General features: G+C 72.0%; 15 protein-coding genes and 1 tRNA gene. 7 read left to right on the top strand and 9 right to left on the bottom strand.

Features of this window, described 5'->3' with window-relative positions; all coding sequences use genetic code 11:
* Window positions 1–112 precede the first annotated feature (112 nt).
* Window positions 113–1,336, top strand: coding sequence for a sensor histidine kinase (locus J2S55_RS27335; RefSeq protein ID WP_306866584.1), 1,224 nt, complete (start codon window positions 113–115; stop codon window positions 1,334–1,336).
* A complete protein-coding gene (locus J2S55_RS27330) occupies window positions 1,333–1,995 on the top strand; it encodes a response regulator (RefSeq protein WP_306866581.1) in 663 nt (220 codons plus the stop codon). The genes J2S55_RS27335 and J2S55_RS27330 overlap by 4 nt, the downstream gene beginning before the upstream one ends.
* Window positions 1,996–2,059: 64 nt before the next feature.
* Here the strand turns inward: J2S55_RS27330 and J2S55_RS27325 are convergent, their stop codons facing one another.
* Together J2S55_RS27325 and J2S55_RS27320 are read right to left on the bottom strand one after the other, a co-directional pair.
* A complete protein-coding gene (locus J2S55_RS27325) occupies window positions 2,060–2,404 on the bottom strand; it encodes a VOC family protein (RefSeq protein WP_306866574.1) in 345 nt (114 codons plus the stop codon).
* A gap of 1 nt (window position 2,405) precedes the next feature.
* Entirely contained in the window at window positions 2,406–2,582 is a 177-nt protein-coding gene (locus tag J2S55_RS27320; RefSeq protein ID WP_306866571.1) for a ribbon-helix-helix protein, CopG family, read from the bottom strand.
* A gap of 100 nt (window positions 2,583–2,682) precedes the next feature.
* On the opposite strand from J2S55_RS27320, the gene J2S55_RS27315 reads away from it, so the two are divergent.
* Window positions 2,683–4,290, top strand: coding sequence for an MFS transporter (locus tag J2S55_RS27315; protein ID WP_306866568.1), 1,608 nt, complete (start codon window positions 2,683–2,685; stop codon window positions 4,288–4,290).
* 182 nt (window positions 4,291–4,472) lie between these two features.
* Here J2S55_RS27315 and J2S55_RS27310 read toward each other — a convergent pair whose 3' ends face one another.
* From J2S55_RS27310 to J2S55_RS27295, 4 genes are all read right to left on the bottom strand, one after another.
* A complete protein-coding gene (locus J2S55_RS27310; protein WP_306866564.1) occupies window positions 4,473–4,880 on the bottom strand; it encodes a PaaI family thioesterase in 408 nt (135 codons plus the stop codon).
* Between the two features lie 307 nt (window positions 4,881–5,187).
* Window positions 5,188–5,260: transfer RNA gene (locus J2S55_RS27305), tRNA-Ala, on the bottom strand.
* Between the two features lie 199 nt (window positions 5,261–5,459).
* A complete protein-coding gene (locus J2S55_RS27300) occupies window positions 5,460–6,935 on the bottom strand; it encodes a vWA domain-containing protein (RefSeq protein ID WP_306866562.1) in 1,476 nt (491 codons plus the stop codon).
* Window positions 6,936–7,034: 99 nt separating this feature from the next.
* A complete protein-coding gene (locus J2S55_RS27295) occupies window positions 7,035–7,568 on the bottom strand; it encodes a TIGR03086 family metal-binding protein (RefSeq protein ID WP_306866559.1) in 534 nt (177 codons plus the stop codon).
* Between the two features lie 64 nt (window positions 7,569–7,632).
* Between J2S55_RS27295 and J2S55_RS27290 the strand changes: the two genes are divergently transcribed.
* Both J2S55_RS27290 and J2S55_RS27285 read left to right on the top strand, forming a co-directional pair.
* Window positions 7,633–8,574 carry a helix-turn-helix domain-containing protein gene (locus tag J2S55_RS27290; protein WP_306866557.1) on the top strand — a complete coding sequence of 314 codons (942 nt, stop codon included), beginning with the start codon at window positions 7,633–7,635 and terminating at the stop codon, window positions 8,572–8,574.
* Between the two features lie 127 nt (window positions 8,575–8,701).
* A complete protein-coding gene (locus J2S55_RS27285; RefSeq protein WP_306866554.1) occupies window positions 8,702–10,978 on the top strand; it encodes a family 2 encapsulin nanocompartment cargo protein terpene cyclase in 2,277 nt (758 codons plus the stop codon).
* Window positions 10,979–11,065: 87 nt separating this feature from the next.
* Here J2S55_RS27285 and J2S55_RS27280 read toward each other — a convergent pair whose 3' ends face one another.
* From J2S55_RS27280 to J2S55_RS27270, 3 genes are all read right to left on the bottom strand, one after another.
* Window positions 11,066–11,575 (bottom strand): DoxX family protein, encoded by a 510-nt coding sequence (locus J2S55_RS27280; protein ID WP_306866551.1) that lies wholly within the window; start codon window positions 11,573–11,575, stop codon window positions 11,066–11,068.
* A 280-nt stretch (window positions 11,576–11,855) separates the two neighbouring features.
* Window positions 11,856–12,227 carry a nuclear transport factor 2 family protein gene (locus J2S55_RS27275; RefSeq protein ID WP_306866548.1) on the bottom strand — a complete coding sequence of 124 codons (372 nt, stop codon included), beginning with the start codon at window positions 12,225–12,227 and terminating at the stop codon, window positions 11,856–11,858.
* A 117-nt stretch (window positions 12,228–12,344) separates the two neighbouring features.
* Window positions 12,345–13,304 (bottom strand): isocitrate lyase/PEP mutase family protein, encoded by a 960-nt coding sequence (locus J2S55_RS27270; RefSeq protein WP_306866546.1) that lies wholly within the window; start codon window positions 13,302–13,304, stop codon window positions 12,345–12,347.
* Window positions 13,305–13,519: 215 nt separating this feature from the next.
* On the opposite strand from J2S55_RS27270, the gene J2S55_RS27265 reads away from it, so the two are divergent.
* Both J2S55_RS27265 and J2S55_RS27260 read left to right on the top strand, forming a co-directional pair.
* Entirely contained in the window at window positions 13,520–14,905 is a 1,386-nt protein-coding gene (locus J2S55_RS27265; RefSeq protein ID WP_306866544.1) for a selenium-binding protein SBP56-related protein, read from the top strand.
* Window positions 14,906–14,942: 37 nt separating this feature from the next.
* Window positions 14,943–15,542: a hypothetical protein gene (locus J2S55_RS27260; protein WP_306866539.1), complete on the top strand. Its 600-nt coding sequence runs from the start codon at window positions 14,943–14,945 to the stop codon at window positions 15,540–15,542.
* Window positions 15,543–15,553 lie beyond the last annotated feature (11 nt).

Raw genomic sequence — 15,553 nt, 5'->3', positions numbered from 1 at the left:
CGGCGGGAGCCCACTATGGTGGCGCCATGGACCGGGCTCGCCGTCCCTGCCCGTACGCGGCGGCGGCCCCGGCCGCGAGGATCGCGAGGATACGGAAACGACAGGACGTGTGATGACCGGTGGCGCGGTGGCCGTGACGGAGGCGGCGCGGCCGGTACGGTCCCTGCAGCGGGTAGGTGCCCGGCTCCCGCCCGTGGCGTTCGACGCGGTGCTGGCGCTCGGGCTCTTCTCCGTGACCGCCGGCCTCAACAGCAAGGTCTACCAGGACCCCCCGGGGACCCTGATCCTCCAGGCGGCCCTGTCGCTGCCCCTGGTGTGGCGGCGGCGCGCGCCCCTGACGGTGTTCTGCGCGGTGGCCGCCGTGGCGTCCGTCCAGTGGCTCATCGGCGTCCAGCTGCTGACCGACGTGGCGCTGCTGGTCGCCCTGTACACGGTGGCCGCGCGCTCCGCCTGGCGCCACACGCTCATGGCCGGAGCCGTCCTCGGAACCGGCATCCTGCTGGCCTCCGCGCGCTGGGCGGCACCCGACGGCGCGTTCCTCAACTCGGCCGTCTTCCTGACCGCCGTGGCCGTCGCCGCCGCCGTCACGGGTGTGAACACACGGATCCGGCGCGCCTACCTCGCGTCCCTGGAGGACCGCGCGGTCCGCCTGGAGCGCGAACGCGACCAGCGGGCCAGGCTCGCGGTGGCGGACGAACGGGCCCGCATCGCCCGTGAGATGCACGACGTCGTCACCCACAACCTGTCGGTCATGGTGGCGCTCGCCGACGGCGCGGTCTTCGCGCAGCACGGTTCACCCGACCAGGCGACCGCCGCCATGCGCCAGATCTCCGGCACCGGGCGGCAGGCTCTCACCGACATGCGGCGCTCCCTGGGCGTCCTGCGGGCCGACGAACCGGACGCGCTGCGCCATCCGATGCCCGGCATCGCGCAACTGGAGTCCCTCGCCGAGCAGACGCGCGCGGCCGGGCTGCCGGTCCGCCTCCATGTGGAAGGCGATCCCGCCTCCGTCCCCGCCGCCGCGCAGCTCACCGTCTACCGCCTGGTCCAGGAGTCCTTGACCAACTCCCTCAAGCACACGCCGTCCGGCACTCGCGCCGAGGTTCGGGTGCGCTGCGCGCCCCGGACCGTCACCGTCGAGGTCACCGACGACGGCCGCGCCACGCGAGCCGTCGTCCCGCCGTCCGGGCAGGGCGTCCCCGGCATGCGCGAGCGCGCGGCCGCGTACGGCGGGACCCTGGAGGCCGGCCCGCTCCCGGGCGGCGGCTGGCGGGTCTCGGCACGCCTCGACCTCGGCATGACCGGCGCCGGCACGGCCGGGGAGGGCGCCGCATGACGATCCGCGTCCTGCTCGTCGACGACGAGCCGCTGCTCCGCATGGCGTTCACCATGGTCCTGCGGGCCCAGCCGGACATGGAGCCGGTCGGTGAGGCCGGGGACGGCGCCGAAGCCGTACGCCTCGCACAGCGCCTGCGGCCCGATGTCGTCCTGATGGACGTGCGCATGCCCGGTGTCGACGGGATCGAGGCGACCCGCCGGATCACCCGGAACGGCCGGCAGACCCGGGTCCTCATCCTCACCACCTTCGACCTCGACGAATACGCCTTCGCCGGGCTCAAGGCCGGCGCGTCCGGTTTCCTCCTCAAAAACGCCCTGCCCGAGGAGCTGCTCGCGGCGATCCGGAGCGTCGCCGCGGGCGACGCCGTGGTCTCCCCGCGGATCACCCGCCGCCTGCTGGAGAACTTCGCCCACCAGCTCCCCACCGGCGGCGCCCCGGCGAGCGACGAGCGGCTGCGACGGCTCACCCCCCGCGAGCGGGAGGTGCTCGTCGAGGTGGCCCGTGGCCTGTCCAACACCGAGATCGCCGCCGGACTGCACCTCGCGGAGGCCACGGTGAAGACGCATCTGGGCCGGATCCTGCTGAAGCTGGAGCTGCGCGACCGGGTGCAGGCCGTGGTCTTCGCCTACGAGAACCGGCTCATACGCCCGGCGTGAGGAGACACTCAGGCGAGGGTGGCCCGCCCTGTTCAGGTGAGAACAGGGCACGCCCGACCGGACATCATTCCTTCGCCGGCGCCTCGACACTCCACAGGCGCCCGTCGGGGTCACGCAACGTCAGCCGCTTGGTCCCGTAGTGGGTTTCCTCGAACGGCGTGACCACGTCGAAGGACGGGTCGGCCGGGAACGCCTCGGCGTCCGCGACCCGCAGCACGACCTGGGTGTCGGGCCGCTGTTCCTCGGGGACTTCGGCGAGGAGCAGGTAGGGGCCGTCCCCGCGCCGGAACAGGCCCGAACCGTGGTCGGTCGCGAACTCCACGTCGAAGCCCAGCGCCTGCAGGAACTTGGCGCTCTTCCCCCAGTTGTGGGTCTCCAGATAGACGCCTTCGATGCCCTCGGTAGCCATGTCATGTCTCCTTTTTTCCTGGGGGCGGCCCGTCCTCATGGGCCGACAGATAGGTGCGCAACGCCTCGGCCACGAGGGCCGAGAGCGACATCTCGGCTTCGATGGCGTGGTGCTTCACCTGCCTGATGAGAGTCAGCGGCAGGTAGACGTTGAACTGCTTTACCTCCTCGGCGGCCATGGCCATAATGCTAGCATCCTAGAAATCAAGGATCCTAGGGACGAGGCCCCTCGTCTCCGTTCCCAGCGCGACGAACCGCGCAGCAAGGAGGATCTGGACCATGGCACGCAAGTGGTGGACGCTGGTGGTGGCGTGCGCCGCGACGTTCATGCTGCTGCTCGACATCACGATCGTCGTCGTCGCGCTTCCGGACATGCAGCACGCGTTGGACGCGAGCTTCGGCGACCTGCAGTGGGTGACTGACGCTTACGCGCTGACCCTCGCGGCGCTCCTGCTCACCTCGGGGTCCCTCGCCGACCGGTTCGGCAGGCGGCTGCTGTTCCTCATCGGCCTGACGGTCTTCACGGCCGGCTCGCTGCTGTGCGGCGTCGCGCAGGACCCGCTGACGCTGATCGCCTCCCGGGCGGTCCAGGGGGTCGGCGGCGCGGTCATGTTCGCCACGTCGCCGGCGCTGATCGCCACCACGTTCCAGGGCCGCGAACGCGGCATCGCCTTCGGCGTGTGGGGCGCCGTGGCCGGCGTGGCCACCGCCCTCGGCCCGATCCTCGGGGGCGCGATCACGACCTGGATCAGCTGGCGCGGCATCTTCCTGGTCAATCTGCCGATAGGTGTCGCCGCGATCGCCGCCGCCGTGCGCCGGGTGGACGAGTCGCGCTCGCCGTACGCTTCCCGGATCGACTGGCCGGGGGTCAGCACGCTGACCGCCGGGCTCTTCAGCCTCGTGTACGCGCTGATCAGGGCGGGCGAGACGGCGTGGAGCGACCGCGGGGTCGTGATCTGCTCCGTCCTGGCGGCGGTGTTCCTGGCCGCGTTCCTCGCGGTCGAGGCGAAGGTGTCCGAGCCGATGTTCGACCTGTCGCTGCTGCGGACTCCGACGTTCCTCGGCGGTTCGATCGCCGCGTTCGCCATGAACGCCTCGCTGTTCGCGATGTTCCTGTACCTCGTGCTGTACCTCCAGAACGCCCTCGGCCACAGCCCCCTGGGCGCCGGCGCCCGGCTGCTCGTCGTCTCGGCCTGCTCGACCGTCGCCGCGACAGTGGCGGGCCGGCTGTCGAGCCACGTCCCGGCCAGGTGGCTCATCGGTCCGGGCCTCATCCTGGTGGGCGTCGGCCTGTTGCTGATGACGGGACTGGACGCCGGATCGGAGTGGACGCACCTCGTCCCCGGATTCGTCGTCGCGGGCATCGGCAGCGGCATGGTCAACCCGCCACTGGCCTCGACCGCGGTGGGCGTCGTACCGGCCCACCGCTCCGGCATGGCCTCCGGTGTGAACCAGACCTTCCGGCAGGTCGGCATCGCCGTCGGCATCGCCCTGTACGGCTCGATGTTCTCGTCGTCGCTGTATTCCGGCCTGAAGGAGCGGCTCGGCTCCACTCCGGAACTGCGCGGCTACACCGACCGACTCGCGGACGCCGTACATCGCGGCGATCCCGGCCAGGTGATCGGCTCAGCGGCACTGCAAGACCGCGGCCGGCTCTGGGAGGCGGCGGGGGCGGGCTTCGCGTCGTCTCTCAACGACCTGCTGCTCGCCGGCGGCATGATGGCCGTCGTCGGCGGCATCCTGGCTTTCGCGCTCATCCGCAGCAAGGACTCCGTGCCGCCCGGAGGCGGCCGGGAGCAGCCGCAAGGCGCCAACCCCCCTGCGGCGCGGCCCTCATCGACCCACCCCGCCGACTCCGGGGCACGAGACTCTACTTGCGGGCATTAGCGCCGAGCGCCGGACCGGTGGGTCAGGCGCGTCCGGTGAGGGCCGTCTCCGCCGAGCCGGGAGGCCCCGGCGGTGTGCTCGGCGACGGGCAGCAGTTCCTTCTCCCCGTCGTTACCAGGACGAGGACGGCGTGCTCGTCGGGCTGGAGTCCGCCGTCGCCGCCGGCCGCCTCTCATAGCGCGTCAGGCGAGGATGGCATAGACGGTGGTGGCGTGGGCCGAGGGCTCGGTGGCGCCGTCGGGGATCATGGTGACGTCGCAGAAGGCCAGCGTGCGGCCCAGCTTGGTGATCCAGACGTGGAGCAGCACGTCCTTGCCCATGACCGGCCGCTGGAACGTCGTCGACTGCTGCACCGTCGTCATCGGCACGAACCCGCCGCGGGCTGCGGAGATGGCCACCACGGTGGCGGTGTCGGCGGCGGCCATCATGGCCTGGCCGCACAGCCCGCCGCCCTCCCTGGCCAGCGAGTCCGACCACGGCAGGCGCACGATCGCATGGCGCTCGCCGACCTCCTCCACGGCCAGCCCGAGTTCCTGGATCCAGGGGGCGAAGTAGTTCCTGAGAATCGCGTCTCCGTCTTCAGGTCTCACGGAGGCATCATGCACGCGGCATACGCGTGTGGAGAACGTCTTCCTGCCGTCCACTATGAGAGCGACGTACTGTACGAGCTGTTCGGTGAGCGGGCCCGACCGGAACTCCAGCCTTGCCGCCTTCCTCCAGCAGGACTCCGTCCCCGAGCGGGATGGCACGCTCAAGGATGTTCCGGTGGTCAGGCTTACCTTGGACGAGGCCACCGGCGGTCACGCCGACCCGGAGAACGACGAGATCCCGCCCGATCGAGGTGATCGGACGGGATCTCGTCAACCAACTGCCAGCCGTCTCAGGAACGGCCCGCTGTGGAGCTATGGGGATTCGAACCCCAGACCTCCTCCATGCCATGGAGGCGCGCTACCAGCTGCGCCATAGCCCCTCAGGTTTCGTGTCGCCGGTCTCTCGCCCCAGCGGCACCACGCCAGTGTATAGGACATCGGGGACCACTCAGAAACCGTCCGCGCGCGGCGGACGCGGCGCAACCGCCCTGCCTCCGGGGAAGGCGGCGGCCCGGATTGGTGGGCCGGGACGCCGAGCGGCGGCCCGGCCCGGTCCCGGGCCGCCCGGGGCGGCGGGCGTCAGCCCAGCGACGTGGCCCGGCCGATCAGTCCGGCGAGCTCGGACACCGCGGCGTCCTCGGTGGAGGAGGCCAGCCGCGCGGCGTGCTCGGCGAGTTCCCCGGCCCCCACCCCGGCGGTCCACTCGCGGGTCCGAAGGTATTCGGCGAAGGCCGCCGCCACCACGTCCACCTGGAACCTCGGCGAGGTCCCGCGCCAGACCGAGGGGGACAGGTCGGCCGACTCCAGGGAGCGGCTGGTCTCGCCGGGGCCCCGGGTGTCGGGGTCCTGCCAGCGCACCGTGGCCATGGCCAGCTGGCCGGAGGCGCCGCTGCGCAGCCGTACCTCGTACAGGGCGGTCACCGAGTGGCCCGGGCCGATCTCGCCGCCGTCCTTGGTGTCGTCGCGGAAGTCCTCGGCGGCGATCCGGCGGTTCTCGTAGCCGATCAGGTGGTAGGACTCCACGGTCGAGGGGTTGAACACGACCTGCGCCTTGGCGTCGCGGGCCCGGAGGTCGAGGTTGGTGGCGAGCTGCTCGACGAACACCTTGCGCGCGCCGTCGACCGAGCTGACGTAGACCGCCGCGCCGTCGCCGTTGTCGGCGAGCTGCTCCATCAGCTGGTCGCCGTAGTCACGGCCGACTCCGACGCAGAGCAGGGTGATCTGCCGGCCGGCGGACTCCTCCACCCGGTCGAGGATGCCCTGCCAGCTCGTGTCACCGGTGTTTGCCAGCCCGTCGGACAGCAGGATGACCCGGTTGGTGGCCACCGGCCGGAAGGTGCGGGCGGCTTCGGCGTAGCCGCTGGTCAGCCCCGCCTCCAGGTTCGTCGAATCCTGTACGGCGAGGCGATCCACCGCCGCGTGCAGCTGCTCCGTCCCGGTCGCGGGCGTCATGGGGACGACGAGCCGCGCCTGGCCGCTGAAGGTCACGATGGAGACCTGGTCCCCCGGCCCGAGCTGGTCGACGAGCTTGTGCAGGGCCTCGCGGACCAGGTCGAGCCGGCCGGGCTCGCCCATCGAGCCGGACACGTCCACCACGAAGGTCAGGTTGGCCGGGCGCCGCGCCTCCGGGTCCGCCCCGCGGGTCTGCAGGCCGACCCGGACCAGCGCGGCGCCGTTCTCCGACATGCGGGCGCCGTCCATGTGCACGGTGAAGCCGTCGCCGCCGGGCTCCCGGTAGTCCTGCCGGAAGGAGTTGACGAACTCCTCGGGGCGGATCCGGTCCGGTTCGGGCAGCCTGCCCTCCTGGAGGGTCCGCCTGGCATAGCCGTAGGAGGCGGTGTCCACGTCGAGGGCGAAGGTGGAGATCTGGTCGGCGGTGGTGTCCCGCTCCTCGGCGGCCGCGGCGTCCCGGTCCTGCGCCAGGGACGGCACGGCCGGTCCGGAGCCGCTGTTCGGTATGGTCGCGGGCTTGCCGCTGCTCCCCGATCCGCCGCAGGCGGCGGCGAGCAGCAGGGCGATCACGACGAGGGCAATGGCGAACGTGCGCGGATTCATGTCGCCTCCGTAGGATGCGTGTCATCCCCTACGACGACCCGCCCCGCCAGGGGGCCGGACACTTCACCCAAGCGAGCGCAAACCGTTCCCGGCCCGTGATCAGGGCTTCCAGCGCGGGTCGCGGCCGCTGAACGCCAGTGCCCGCTCCAACGGCGGGGCGTCCCGCGGCACGGCCGGCGGCTCACCGAAGATCCCCGCCTGCCGGGCCTGCGGGGCCATCCGCTCGACGAAGGCGGCCACGGCCTCCGCGGTCTCCGCGTCCACCTCGTAGTCCTGCCCGGTGGCCCTGGCCAGGTCCCAGCCGTGGATCACCATGTCGCCCAGGCCCATCTGGTAGACGGTGGTCATGGGCATCCCCATCGTGGGGCTGGTCCCCTCGAAGGACTCCGGCCGCGACCAGGCGGCGACCATCCCCGCGGCGCGGCTGCCGAAGGAGGTGTGGTCGGCGTCCTCGGGCGGCGCCTGCTCCTTGCGCGCCAGCGCCTCGAACATCACCGCCACCCACGACATGTGACCGACCAGGGCACGCACGTCGAATTCGGTGCACGGGGTGGGCAGGTCCAGCTGGTCCTCCCGGATCCCGCCGACGACGGCCGCGGTGCGGGTGACGGCGCGTGAAAGCAGTTCGTTCATGACGGCCATGGTCTCCCGCGGGCCCCCGGCCGTCTTGAAAAAACACGACATATGATCCCTGAGCATGCGCGTGCATCGTGGGCCGGCTCCCGGACGCCCGGGAGCCGGGATCCCGGGTACGGCACCGCGCGCCGCCGGAGGCGCGGCCGGCTCCGCCCCTCCCGGCCCCGCGGTGACCCCCGCCGGCGACACCCGGGGCATCCTCAACGCGGGCGCGGCCCGCTTCGGCTACGGGCGCCACGCCTGCCATCCCTCGCTCGCCCCCTTCGTCGAGCACCACTGGATCATCCGCTGGGACCTGACGGAACCGTACGAGCAGCGGGTCGTGTCGCATCCGTCGGTCAACCTCGTCTTCCAGGAGCGCGGCTCCCGGGTCGCCGGAGTGATCACGGGCGACTATCTGGAGACTTTGGCCGGCACCGGCGTCGTGGCCGCCACCCGCTTCCGCCCCGGCGGCTTCCGCCCCTTCCTCGGCGCCCCGGTCTCCACGCTCACCGACCGCTTCCCACCCGTCTCGGAGGTCTTCGGCCCCGCGGCGGAGGCGACCGCGCCGGCTGTGCTCGCCGCCTCCGACGCCGGGGCCGTGGCGCTGCTGGACGCCTTCCTCCTGGCACGGCTGCCGCCCCGCGATCCCGTCGCCGAACGGGTGGGCGCCATGGTCGCCGGGATCGTGGACAGCCCCGGGATCACCCGCGTCGACGACCTGGCCGCCCGGCACGGCCTGACCGTGCGGACCCTGCAGCGGCTGTTCAGCGACTACGTCGGCGTCTCCCCGAAGTGGGTGATCCGCCGCTACCGCATCCATGAGGCCGCCGAGCGCGCGAGCGCCGCCACCGACTGGTCCCGTCTGGCGGCCGAGCTCGGCTACAGCGACCAGGCCCATCTCACCCGTGACTTCACCTCGGTCGTCGGCATGTCCCCCACCGCCTACGCCCGCTCCGCCGTACCCGCCCGTCCCTCGGCGCGCCCCGCCGGCGGCACCGCGCCGGCCGGGCCGCCGGGCTGAGCCCGCGGCGGAGGGAGACGTTCGGGAGACACCTTCCGGCCGGGCACCGCGACACACTACTTTAAGTGTCGATGCCATCACCTTTGGTGAAGCGCGCCAGTCGGCCCGAGAGAGAGTAGGCACGTTCATGCAGGCTTTCACGCTGCCCGACTTCTACATGCCTTACCCGGCCAGGCTCAACCCCCACCTGGAGCGCGCCCGCGAGCACAGCATGGCCTGGGCCCGGCGGATGGGCATGCTCGACGCCCCCAAACCCGGCGGCGGCGTCGTCTGGGACGAGGAGGCGCTGGCCAGGATGGACTACGCGCTCATGTGCGCCTACACCCACCCCGACTGCGACGGCCCCGCCCTGGACCTGATCACCGACTGGTACGTCTGGGTGTTCTTCTTCGACGACCACTTCCTGGAGGAGTTCAAGCACTCCCGCGACCTCCCGGGGGCGCAGGCCTATCTCGACCGCCTCGAACTGTTCATGACCGCGGAGGGCCAGACGCCGCCGGAGCCGGAGAACCCGGCCGAGGCGGGGCTGCGGGACCTGTGGGAGCGCACGGTGCCGGCGATGTCACACGGGTGGCGGCGGCGCTTCATCACCAGCACGCACAACCTGATGGTGGAGTCGATGTGGGAGCTGGACAACATCGACCGCGGCCGGATCGCCAACCCGATCGAATACGTGCAGATGCGGCGGAGGGTCGGCGGGGCGCCCTGGTCGGCGAACCTCGTCGAATACGCCGTCGGCGCGGAGATCCCCGACGGTCTCGCCGGGACGAGGCCGATGGGGGTCCTGTCGGACACCTTCTCCGACGCGGTGCACCTGCGCAACGACCTGTTCTCCTACCAGCGCGAGGTGCAGGAGGAGGGCGAGAACTCCAACGCGGTGCTGGTCTTCGAGCGGTTCTTCGGCTGCTCGACACAGGAGGCCGCCGAGATGGTCAACGACCTGCTGACCTCCCGGCTGCAGCAGTTCGAGAACACGGCGCTGATCGAGGTCCCGGCCCTGCTGGCCGAGCACGCCGTGCCCCCGCACGAGCAGGGCGGGGTGGCCGCCTACGTCAAGGGCCTGCAGGACTGGCAGTCCGGCGGGCACGAGTGGCACGCCCGGTCCAGCCGCTACATGAACGACGGCGCCGTCTCGGGCTCCCCCGGCGTGCTGGGAGGCCCGACCGGCCTGGGCACCTCCGCCGTCCGGCCACTGCCCTCCCCCGCGGCGCTGGGCCTGCGGCGGAGGGTCCAGCAGCACTCCTACGTCCCGTTCCAGCCGGTGGGGCATCTGCCGCTGCCCGACCTCTACATGCCCTACCCGGTCCGCACCAGCCCCCATCTGGACGCCGCGCGGCGCTACGCGGTCGGCTGGGCGCGGCGGATGGGCATGTTCGACCCGGTCCCGGGGACCGGGCACGGCGGGCTGTGGGACGAGCGGCGCTTCGCCGGCTTCGACTTCGCGCACTGCGCCGCGATGATCCACGCCGACGCGAGCCCCGAACAGCTCAACCTGTCGTCGGACTGGCTGGCCTGGGGGACCTACGGCGACGACTACTTCCCCGCGGTGTTCGGGACGGGCCGCGACCTCGTGGCCGCGAAGCTCTGCAACGACCGGCTGTCGGCGTTCATGCCGCTGGACGGCGAGCCCGTCCCGGAGCCGGTCGGCCCGATCGAGCGGGGCCTGGCGGACCTGTGGCGGCGCACCGCGGGGCCGATGACCCCGGCCGCCCGGCGGCAGTTCCGCGGGGCGGTCGAGGCCATGACCTCCAGCTGGCTGTGGGAGCTGGCCAACCAGGCCCAGAACCGCGTCCCCGACCCGGTCGACTACATCGAGATGCGCCGCAGGACGTTCGGCTCGGACATGACGATGAGCCTGGCCCGGCTCGCGCACTCGGACGTGGTCCCGGCCGGCCTCTACGAGACCCGGACCATGCGCGAGCTGGACACCGCGGCCCAGGACTACGCCACCTTCACCAACGACCTGTTCTCCTACCAGAAGGAGATCGAGTTCGAGGGCGAGGTCCACAACCTCGTCCTGGTGGTGGAGAACTTCCTGAACGTGGACCGCTGGAAGGCCCGCGACATCGTGGCCGACCTGATGGCGGCGCGGATGCGGCAGTTCGAGCACATCGTCGCCAACGGCCTGCCCGCGCTGTTCGAGGATTTCGACCTCGACGGGCCGGTCCGCACGCTCCTGACCCGCCACGCCGACGACCTCAAGGAGTGGATGTCGGGGATCCTGGAATGGCACCGCAGGTGCGCGCGCTACACCGAGGCCGAGCTCCGGCGCAGCCGGGCCTCCGGCGCGCCGCCGGTCCTGTCCTTCCTGCCCACGGGGCTGGGCACCTCGGCGGTGCGGGCCGCGGCCCCGGCCGGGGCCGGCGGGTTCCACGGCCGGCCCGGACGGCCCGGCCAGATGTGACCGGACCCTCCCCGCTCGCATGAGAGCCCGGCTGGGCTCTCATGCGAAGGGGCCCGCGAGCCCGGCCACGCCACCCCCGTTCCCGTCTCAGCCGACGAGCTCGTGGCGCAGGGCGCGGACGGATCCGCGGGGAGCCGACCTGGCCACCCAGAGCACGACGGCGATGTACAGCAGCTGCTCCGGGATCCGCACCCACAGGGGCGTCGCCTCGTCACCGCCGAACGGCACGTCGGACACCGCGGCGTAGATGTTGGCCGGGAGCAGCAGCACGAACAGGAGCGCGAGGCAGATCCCGGCGGCCCGTCGGGTCGCGGCCAGGACGAGCCCCGCGGCGCCGAGCAGCTCCAGCACGCCGGTCACGTAGACCATGACATCGGGATACGGCACGGACGGCGGCACCATGCGCACCAGGTCGGCGTGGTTGGGCATGACCGTGACGCTCTCGGGGACGAAATGCGCGCTGGCGGTGACGACGAGCATGGCCGCCATCGCGTGTGCCGCGCCGGCCGGCCAGGTGCCGAACCGGCCGACGCCGAGCATCCCCAGCAGGCGGAAGCCCAGCAGGGCTACGACGAGAAAGATGACGAGGTCGAACATGGCTTCCCACCCTTGGATAGCACGACTATCTAGATGCTGGATAGCAAAACTATCCAATGGATGGCCGACAGGCAAGGCCGGATGAACCGGAAGGGTCTCCGCGAGGGTTGCGCCCCGGACGGGCAAGGGCGCCTCGCGCGCCCTTGCCCGCCGGCCGCGCCCGATGCCGGAGCTCGATCCCGGGACGCCCCTCGGCGTCCGGGGGCGTAAGCCGCGTCGCGGCGGAGCGGTCCGGCCCCTTACCGGCTCCCCCTGCCCCTTACCGGCTTCTCCCGGCCCTTTATGTGAGCGGGCCCGCGAAGACGACGATCTCGTCGATACCGCCCTCCGGCGTGACATGGATGGTGTCCATGCCGGAGAGCAGGGCCTCGCCGGTGGCGCTCTCGTAGCGCCAGCCGTAGCGGGCCCACTCATCCGGCGCGTCCACCCGGGTGGTCCGGACCATACGGCAGGCCCCGGACGGATGGCGCTGGACCACCTCGCTGATGAAGTCCTCGACGGCCTCGCGCCCCACGCCACGCCCCAGAGGCCCCCAGAAGACGATGTCGTCGGTGAGGGCACGGCCCAGCAGGGCGGCACGCCGCTCGGGATCGGAGGCGTTGGCGGCCTCGATGAAGGTGTCAACGGCCCTGGCGTGGAGTTCGTCGTTCATCGCACCGTCGTATCACGCCCGCCGGCCGGCTCGCACGGCCGCAGCGCGGCGGGAGAACCGCCGGCCGGGGCGCCGGCCCCTCGGTCCCCCCTGCGCGGGCCGTCCTCCCGGCCCCGATCAACGACGGAACAGGACGTCGAGCTCGCTGAAGTCCAGCGAGCCGTCCAGTGCCGTGAGACCTCCCGTGCCGAGCAGTTCCGCGGCGGCCCTGCGGGCGGCGGTGTAGGCGGCCTGGGCCAGCCCGGTGCCCACGCTGATCCTGCGCACCCCGGCCTGCGCGAGCTCGGCGACACTCGGCCCGCCGGCGACGGCCATCGCGTTGACCGGCAGCGGCGACTCGGCACAGAGAGTTCTCAGCACGTCCAGATCGAGCAGGCCGGGGACGAAGATGCCGTCGGCTCCCGCCTCGGCGTACGCCTCCGTGCGCGCCAGCACCTCGCCCAGCCGGCCGTCGGAGGCGCCGATCGCGAACAGGAAGACGTCGGTGCGCGCGTTGACGAACAGTTCCGGCAGGCCCGCCGCGGCCGCGGCGTCCCTGGCGGCGCGCAGCCTGGCGCCCTGCTCGGCGACGTCGAACAGCGGACCGCCGACGGCCGTGGAGTCCTCCAGATTGACGCCCACCGCCCCGGCCCCGACCACCGCCCGCACCGTCGCGGCGACATCGGCCGGGGCCGGTCCGTATCCTCCCTCCGCATCGACCGTCACCGGCAGGTCGACGGAGTCCACGATGCGCCGCGCGGCCTCCACCATCTCGCCCCGGCTGAGCCGCTGCCCGTCCCCGTGGCCCAGCGACCACGACACGCCGCCGCTGGTCGTGGCGATCGCCGTGGCGCCGGCCGCGGCGATCACAGTCGCGCTGGCGGCGTCCCAGGCGTTGGGCAGCACCAGCACGGACTCGGCGCTCAGGGCGCGGAACAGCCTGGCCTTCCTCCCGGCCGCGGCATCGGTCGCGGTATCGGTGGAGGGGGAGCTGTCAACAGACATGTGCATGACCGCCTTCGTGTTGTTCCGCTTCTCGGCACTCCGCATCCCGGGCGCCTGCTCCAGATGCTGCTGGGCGGAGAAACGGTCGTCCACTGATTAAGTTCAGGTCGAATCTCCGCCCGTCGGCCCGGTCCCGCGCAGGCACGGCACGAGCTTCCGCGCCGCCGTCACCGGCCGTCCGGGGCCGCCGGGGGCGGACCGGGGGGGGCGACTCAAGCCCTCCGGGACGATTACGTAAAATGACCCCTAGACAGCGGAGAGTTTTCCTACAACATTAGTGGGATATTGATCTCGGCAGAGGAGTCCCCATGGCGCTCATCCAGCCCGATCCCACCTTCTACCCGTCCGCCCGCGAGGCCATGGCCGCCCCGCGGGAGGAGCTCGCCTACGTCGCCCTGCTCGATGCCACCGGCGAGGGGCGCCCCGACGGGCTCGCCACGATCGACCTGTCCGACGGGTCGGTCGCCAGCGTGCACGACATGTCCGTGCCGGGCGACGAGCTCCACCACTTCGGATGGAACGTGTGCAGCTCGGCCCTGTGCCCGTACGCCCCGCACCCGCACGTCGAGCGGCGCTATCTGGTCCTGCCGGGCCTGCGCTCCAGCCGGATCTACATCTTCGACGTCAAGGACGATCCCCGGCACCCCAAGCTCGTCAAGACGATCGAGCCGGAGACGATCTTCGAAAAGACCGGTTACAGCCGTCCGCACACCGTCCACTGCGGCACCGACGCGGTCTACGTCAGCGCGCTCGGCAACGTGGACGGCGACGCGCCGGGCGGGGTGTTCACGCTCGACCACGACACCTTCGAGCCCAAGGGCCGCTGGGAGGTGGACCGGGGGTCGCAGGCGCTGCACTACGACTTCTGGTGGCACCTCGGCCACGACACGATGATCACCAGTGAGTGGGGCACGCCGAACCAGATCGAGCCGGGCCCCTCGCTGGAGCTGCTCGTCGGCCGGGAGTACGGCCACCGGCTGCACATCTGGGACCTGACCAAGCGCAGGCACCTGCAGGAGATCGACCTGGGCGACCAGCACCAGATGGCCCTGGAGCTGCGTCCCGCCCACGACCCGACCAAGACCTACGGCTTCGTCAACACTGTGATCAGCGTCGAGGACCTGTCGGCGAACATCTTCACCTGGCATCTGGACGGCGGGGTCTGGAAAGCCCAGAAGATCATCACCATCCCCGCCGAGCCGGCCCCGGCCGACCTGCTGCCGGAGCCGCTCAAGCAGTTCGGCGCGGTGCCGCCGCTGGTCACCGACATCTCGCTGACCCTTGACGACCGCATCCTGCTGGTCTCGTGCTGGGGCACCGGCGAGCTCAAGGCCTATGACGTCTCCGACCCGTTCGATCCCCGCGAGACCGGCTCGGTCCGGATCGGCGGCATCGCCCGGCGCGACCCCCACCCGGCCTCCCCCGGGCGGGCACTGAACGGCGGCCCGCAGATGGTCGAGGCCAGCAGGGACAGGCGGCGGGTTTACTTCACCAACTCCCTCTACCGCTCCTGGGACGACGTCTTCTACCCCGACGGCGTCTCCAGCTGGATGGCCAAGGTGGACGTCGCCGACGACGGCTCGCTCACCCTCGATCCCGCCTTCTTCGTCGACTTCGCCTCCGACGGCCGCCGCGCCCACCAGATCCGCCTGCAGGGAGGCGACTCCTCATCCGACTCCTACTGCTTCCCGTGACCGCCGCCCCGGCCACGGCCCTGTCGGGGCGCACCCGATGGACCTGACGTCGGCGCTGGTCCTGGCCGGGCTCGGCGCCTTCCACGGCCTGAACCCGGCCATGGGCTGGCTCTTCGCGGTCGCCCTGGGCCTGCAGGAACGCTCGCGCGCGGCGGTGCTGCGCGCGCTGCCGCCGATCGTGCTCGGCCACGCGGGGTCGGTGCTGATCACGCTCGCGCTGGTGTCGGCGGCCCGCCTGGCCGCCCCGCCCAAGCTCGTCTCGTACGGCGTGGCGGCCCTGGTCTGCGGGTTCGGGGTCTGGCGGCTGGTGCGCCGGCGCCATCCCCGCTGGGTCGGGATGAAGGTCTCCCGCCTGCAGCTGGCCGGGTGGTCGTTCCTGATGGCCACCGCCCACGGCGCCGGCCTGATGGTGCTCCCGATCACCCTGCGCGCCGGGCACGGTACCGCCGCGCTGGTCTCGCAGAGCCTGCTGACGACCGCGATCCACACGCTCTCCATGCTCGCGGCGACCACCGCACTGGCGCTGGTCGTCTACGAGCGGCTGGGGGTCGCGGTGCTCCGCAAGGCGTGGTTCAACCTCGACTCCGTGTGGGCCGTCGCCCTGATCGGCGCGGGAGTCTCCGCCGCCCTCACCTGAGCCGCCCGGCG

It is taken from the genome of Streptosporangium brasiliense, assembly GCF_030811595.1.
GTDB lineage: Bacteria > Actinomycetota > Actinomycetes > Streptosporangiales > Streptosporangiaceae > Streptosporangium > Streptosporangium brasiliense.
Note: the sequence above shows the minus strand (reverse complement) of the source record. Positions and strands in the feature narration are given on the sequence as shown.

Coding starts and splice junctions, on each gene's coding strand:
- J2S55_RS27325 (WP_306866574.1), bottom strand. CDS start 2,404: ATGGCTACCGAGGGCATCGAAGGCGTCTATCTGGAGACCCACAACTGG.
- J2S55_RS27265 (WP_306866544.1), top strand. CDS start 13,520: ATGGCGCTCATCCAGCCCGATCCCACCTTCTACCCGTCCGCCCGCGAG.
- J2S55_RS27295 (WP_306866559.1), bottom strand. CDS start 7,568: ATGAACGAACTGCTTTCACGCGCCGTCACCCGCACCGCGGCCGTCGTC.
- J2S55_RS27330 (WP_306866581.1), top strand. CDS start 1,333: ATGACGATCCGCGTCCTGCTCGTCGACGACGAGCCGCTGCTCCGCATG.
- J2S55_RS27290 (WP_306866557.1), top strand. CDS start 7,633: ATGCGCGTGCATCGTGGGCCGGCTCCCGGACGCCCGGGAGCCGGGATC.
- J2S55_RS27285 (WP_306866554.1), top strand. CDS start 8,702: ATGCAGGCTTTCACGCTGCCCGACTTCTACATGCCTTACCCGGCCAGG.
- J2S55_RS27315 (WP_306866568.1), top strand. CDS start 2,683: ATGGCACGCAAGTGGTGGACGCTGGTGGTGGCGTGCGCCGCGACGTTC.
- J2S55_RS27275 (WP_306866548.1), bottom strand. CDS start 12,227: ATGAACGACGAACTCCACGCCAGGGCCGTTGACACCTTCATCGAGGCC.
- J2S55_RS27300 (WP_306866562.1), bottom strand. CDS start 6,935: ATGAATCCGCGCACGTTCGCCATTGCCCTCGTCGTGATCGCCCTGCTG.
- J2S55_RS27280 (WP_306866551.1), bottom strand. CDS start 11,575: ATGTTCGACCTCGTCATCTTTCTCGTCGTAGCCCTGCTGGGCTTCCGC.
- J2S55_RS27260 (WP_306866539.1), top strand. CDS start 14,943: ATGGACCTGACGTCGGCGCTGGTCCTGGCCGGGCTCGGCGCCTTCCAC.
- J2S55_RS27335 (WP_306866584.1), top strand. CDS start 113: ATGACCGGTGGCGCGGTGGCCGTGACGGAGGCGGCGCGGCCGGTACGG.
- J2S55_RS27320 (WP_306866571.1), bottom strand. CDS start 2,582: ATGGCCGCCGAGGAGGTAAAGCAGTTCAACGTCTACCTGCCGCTGACT.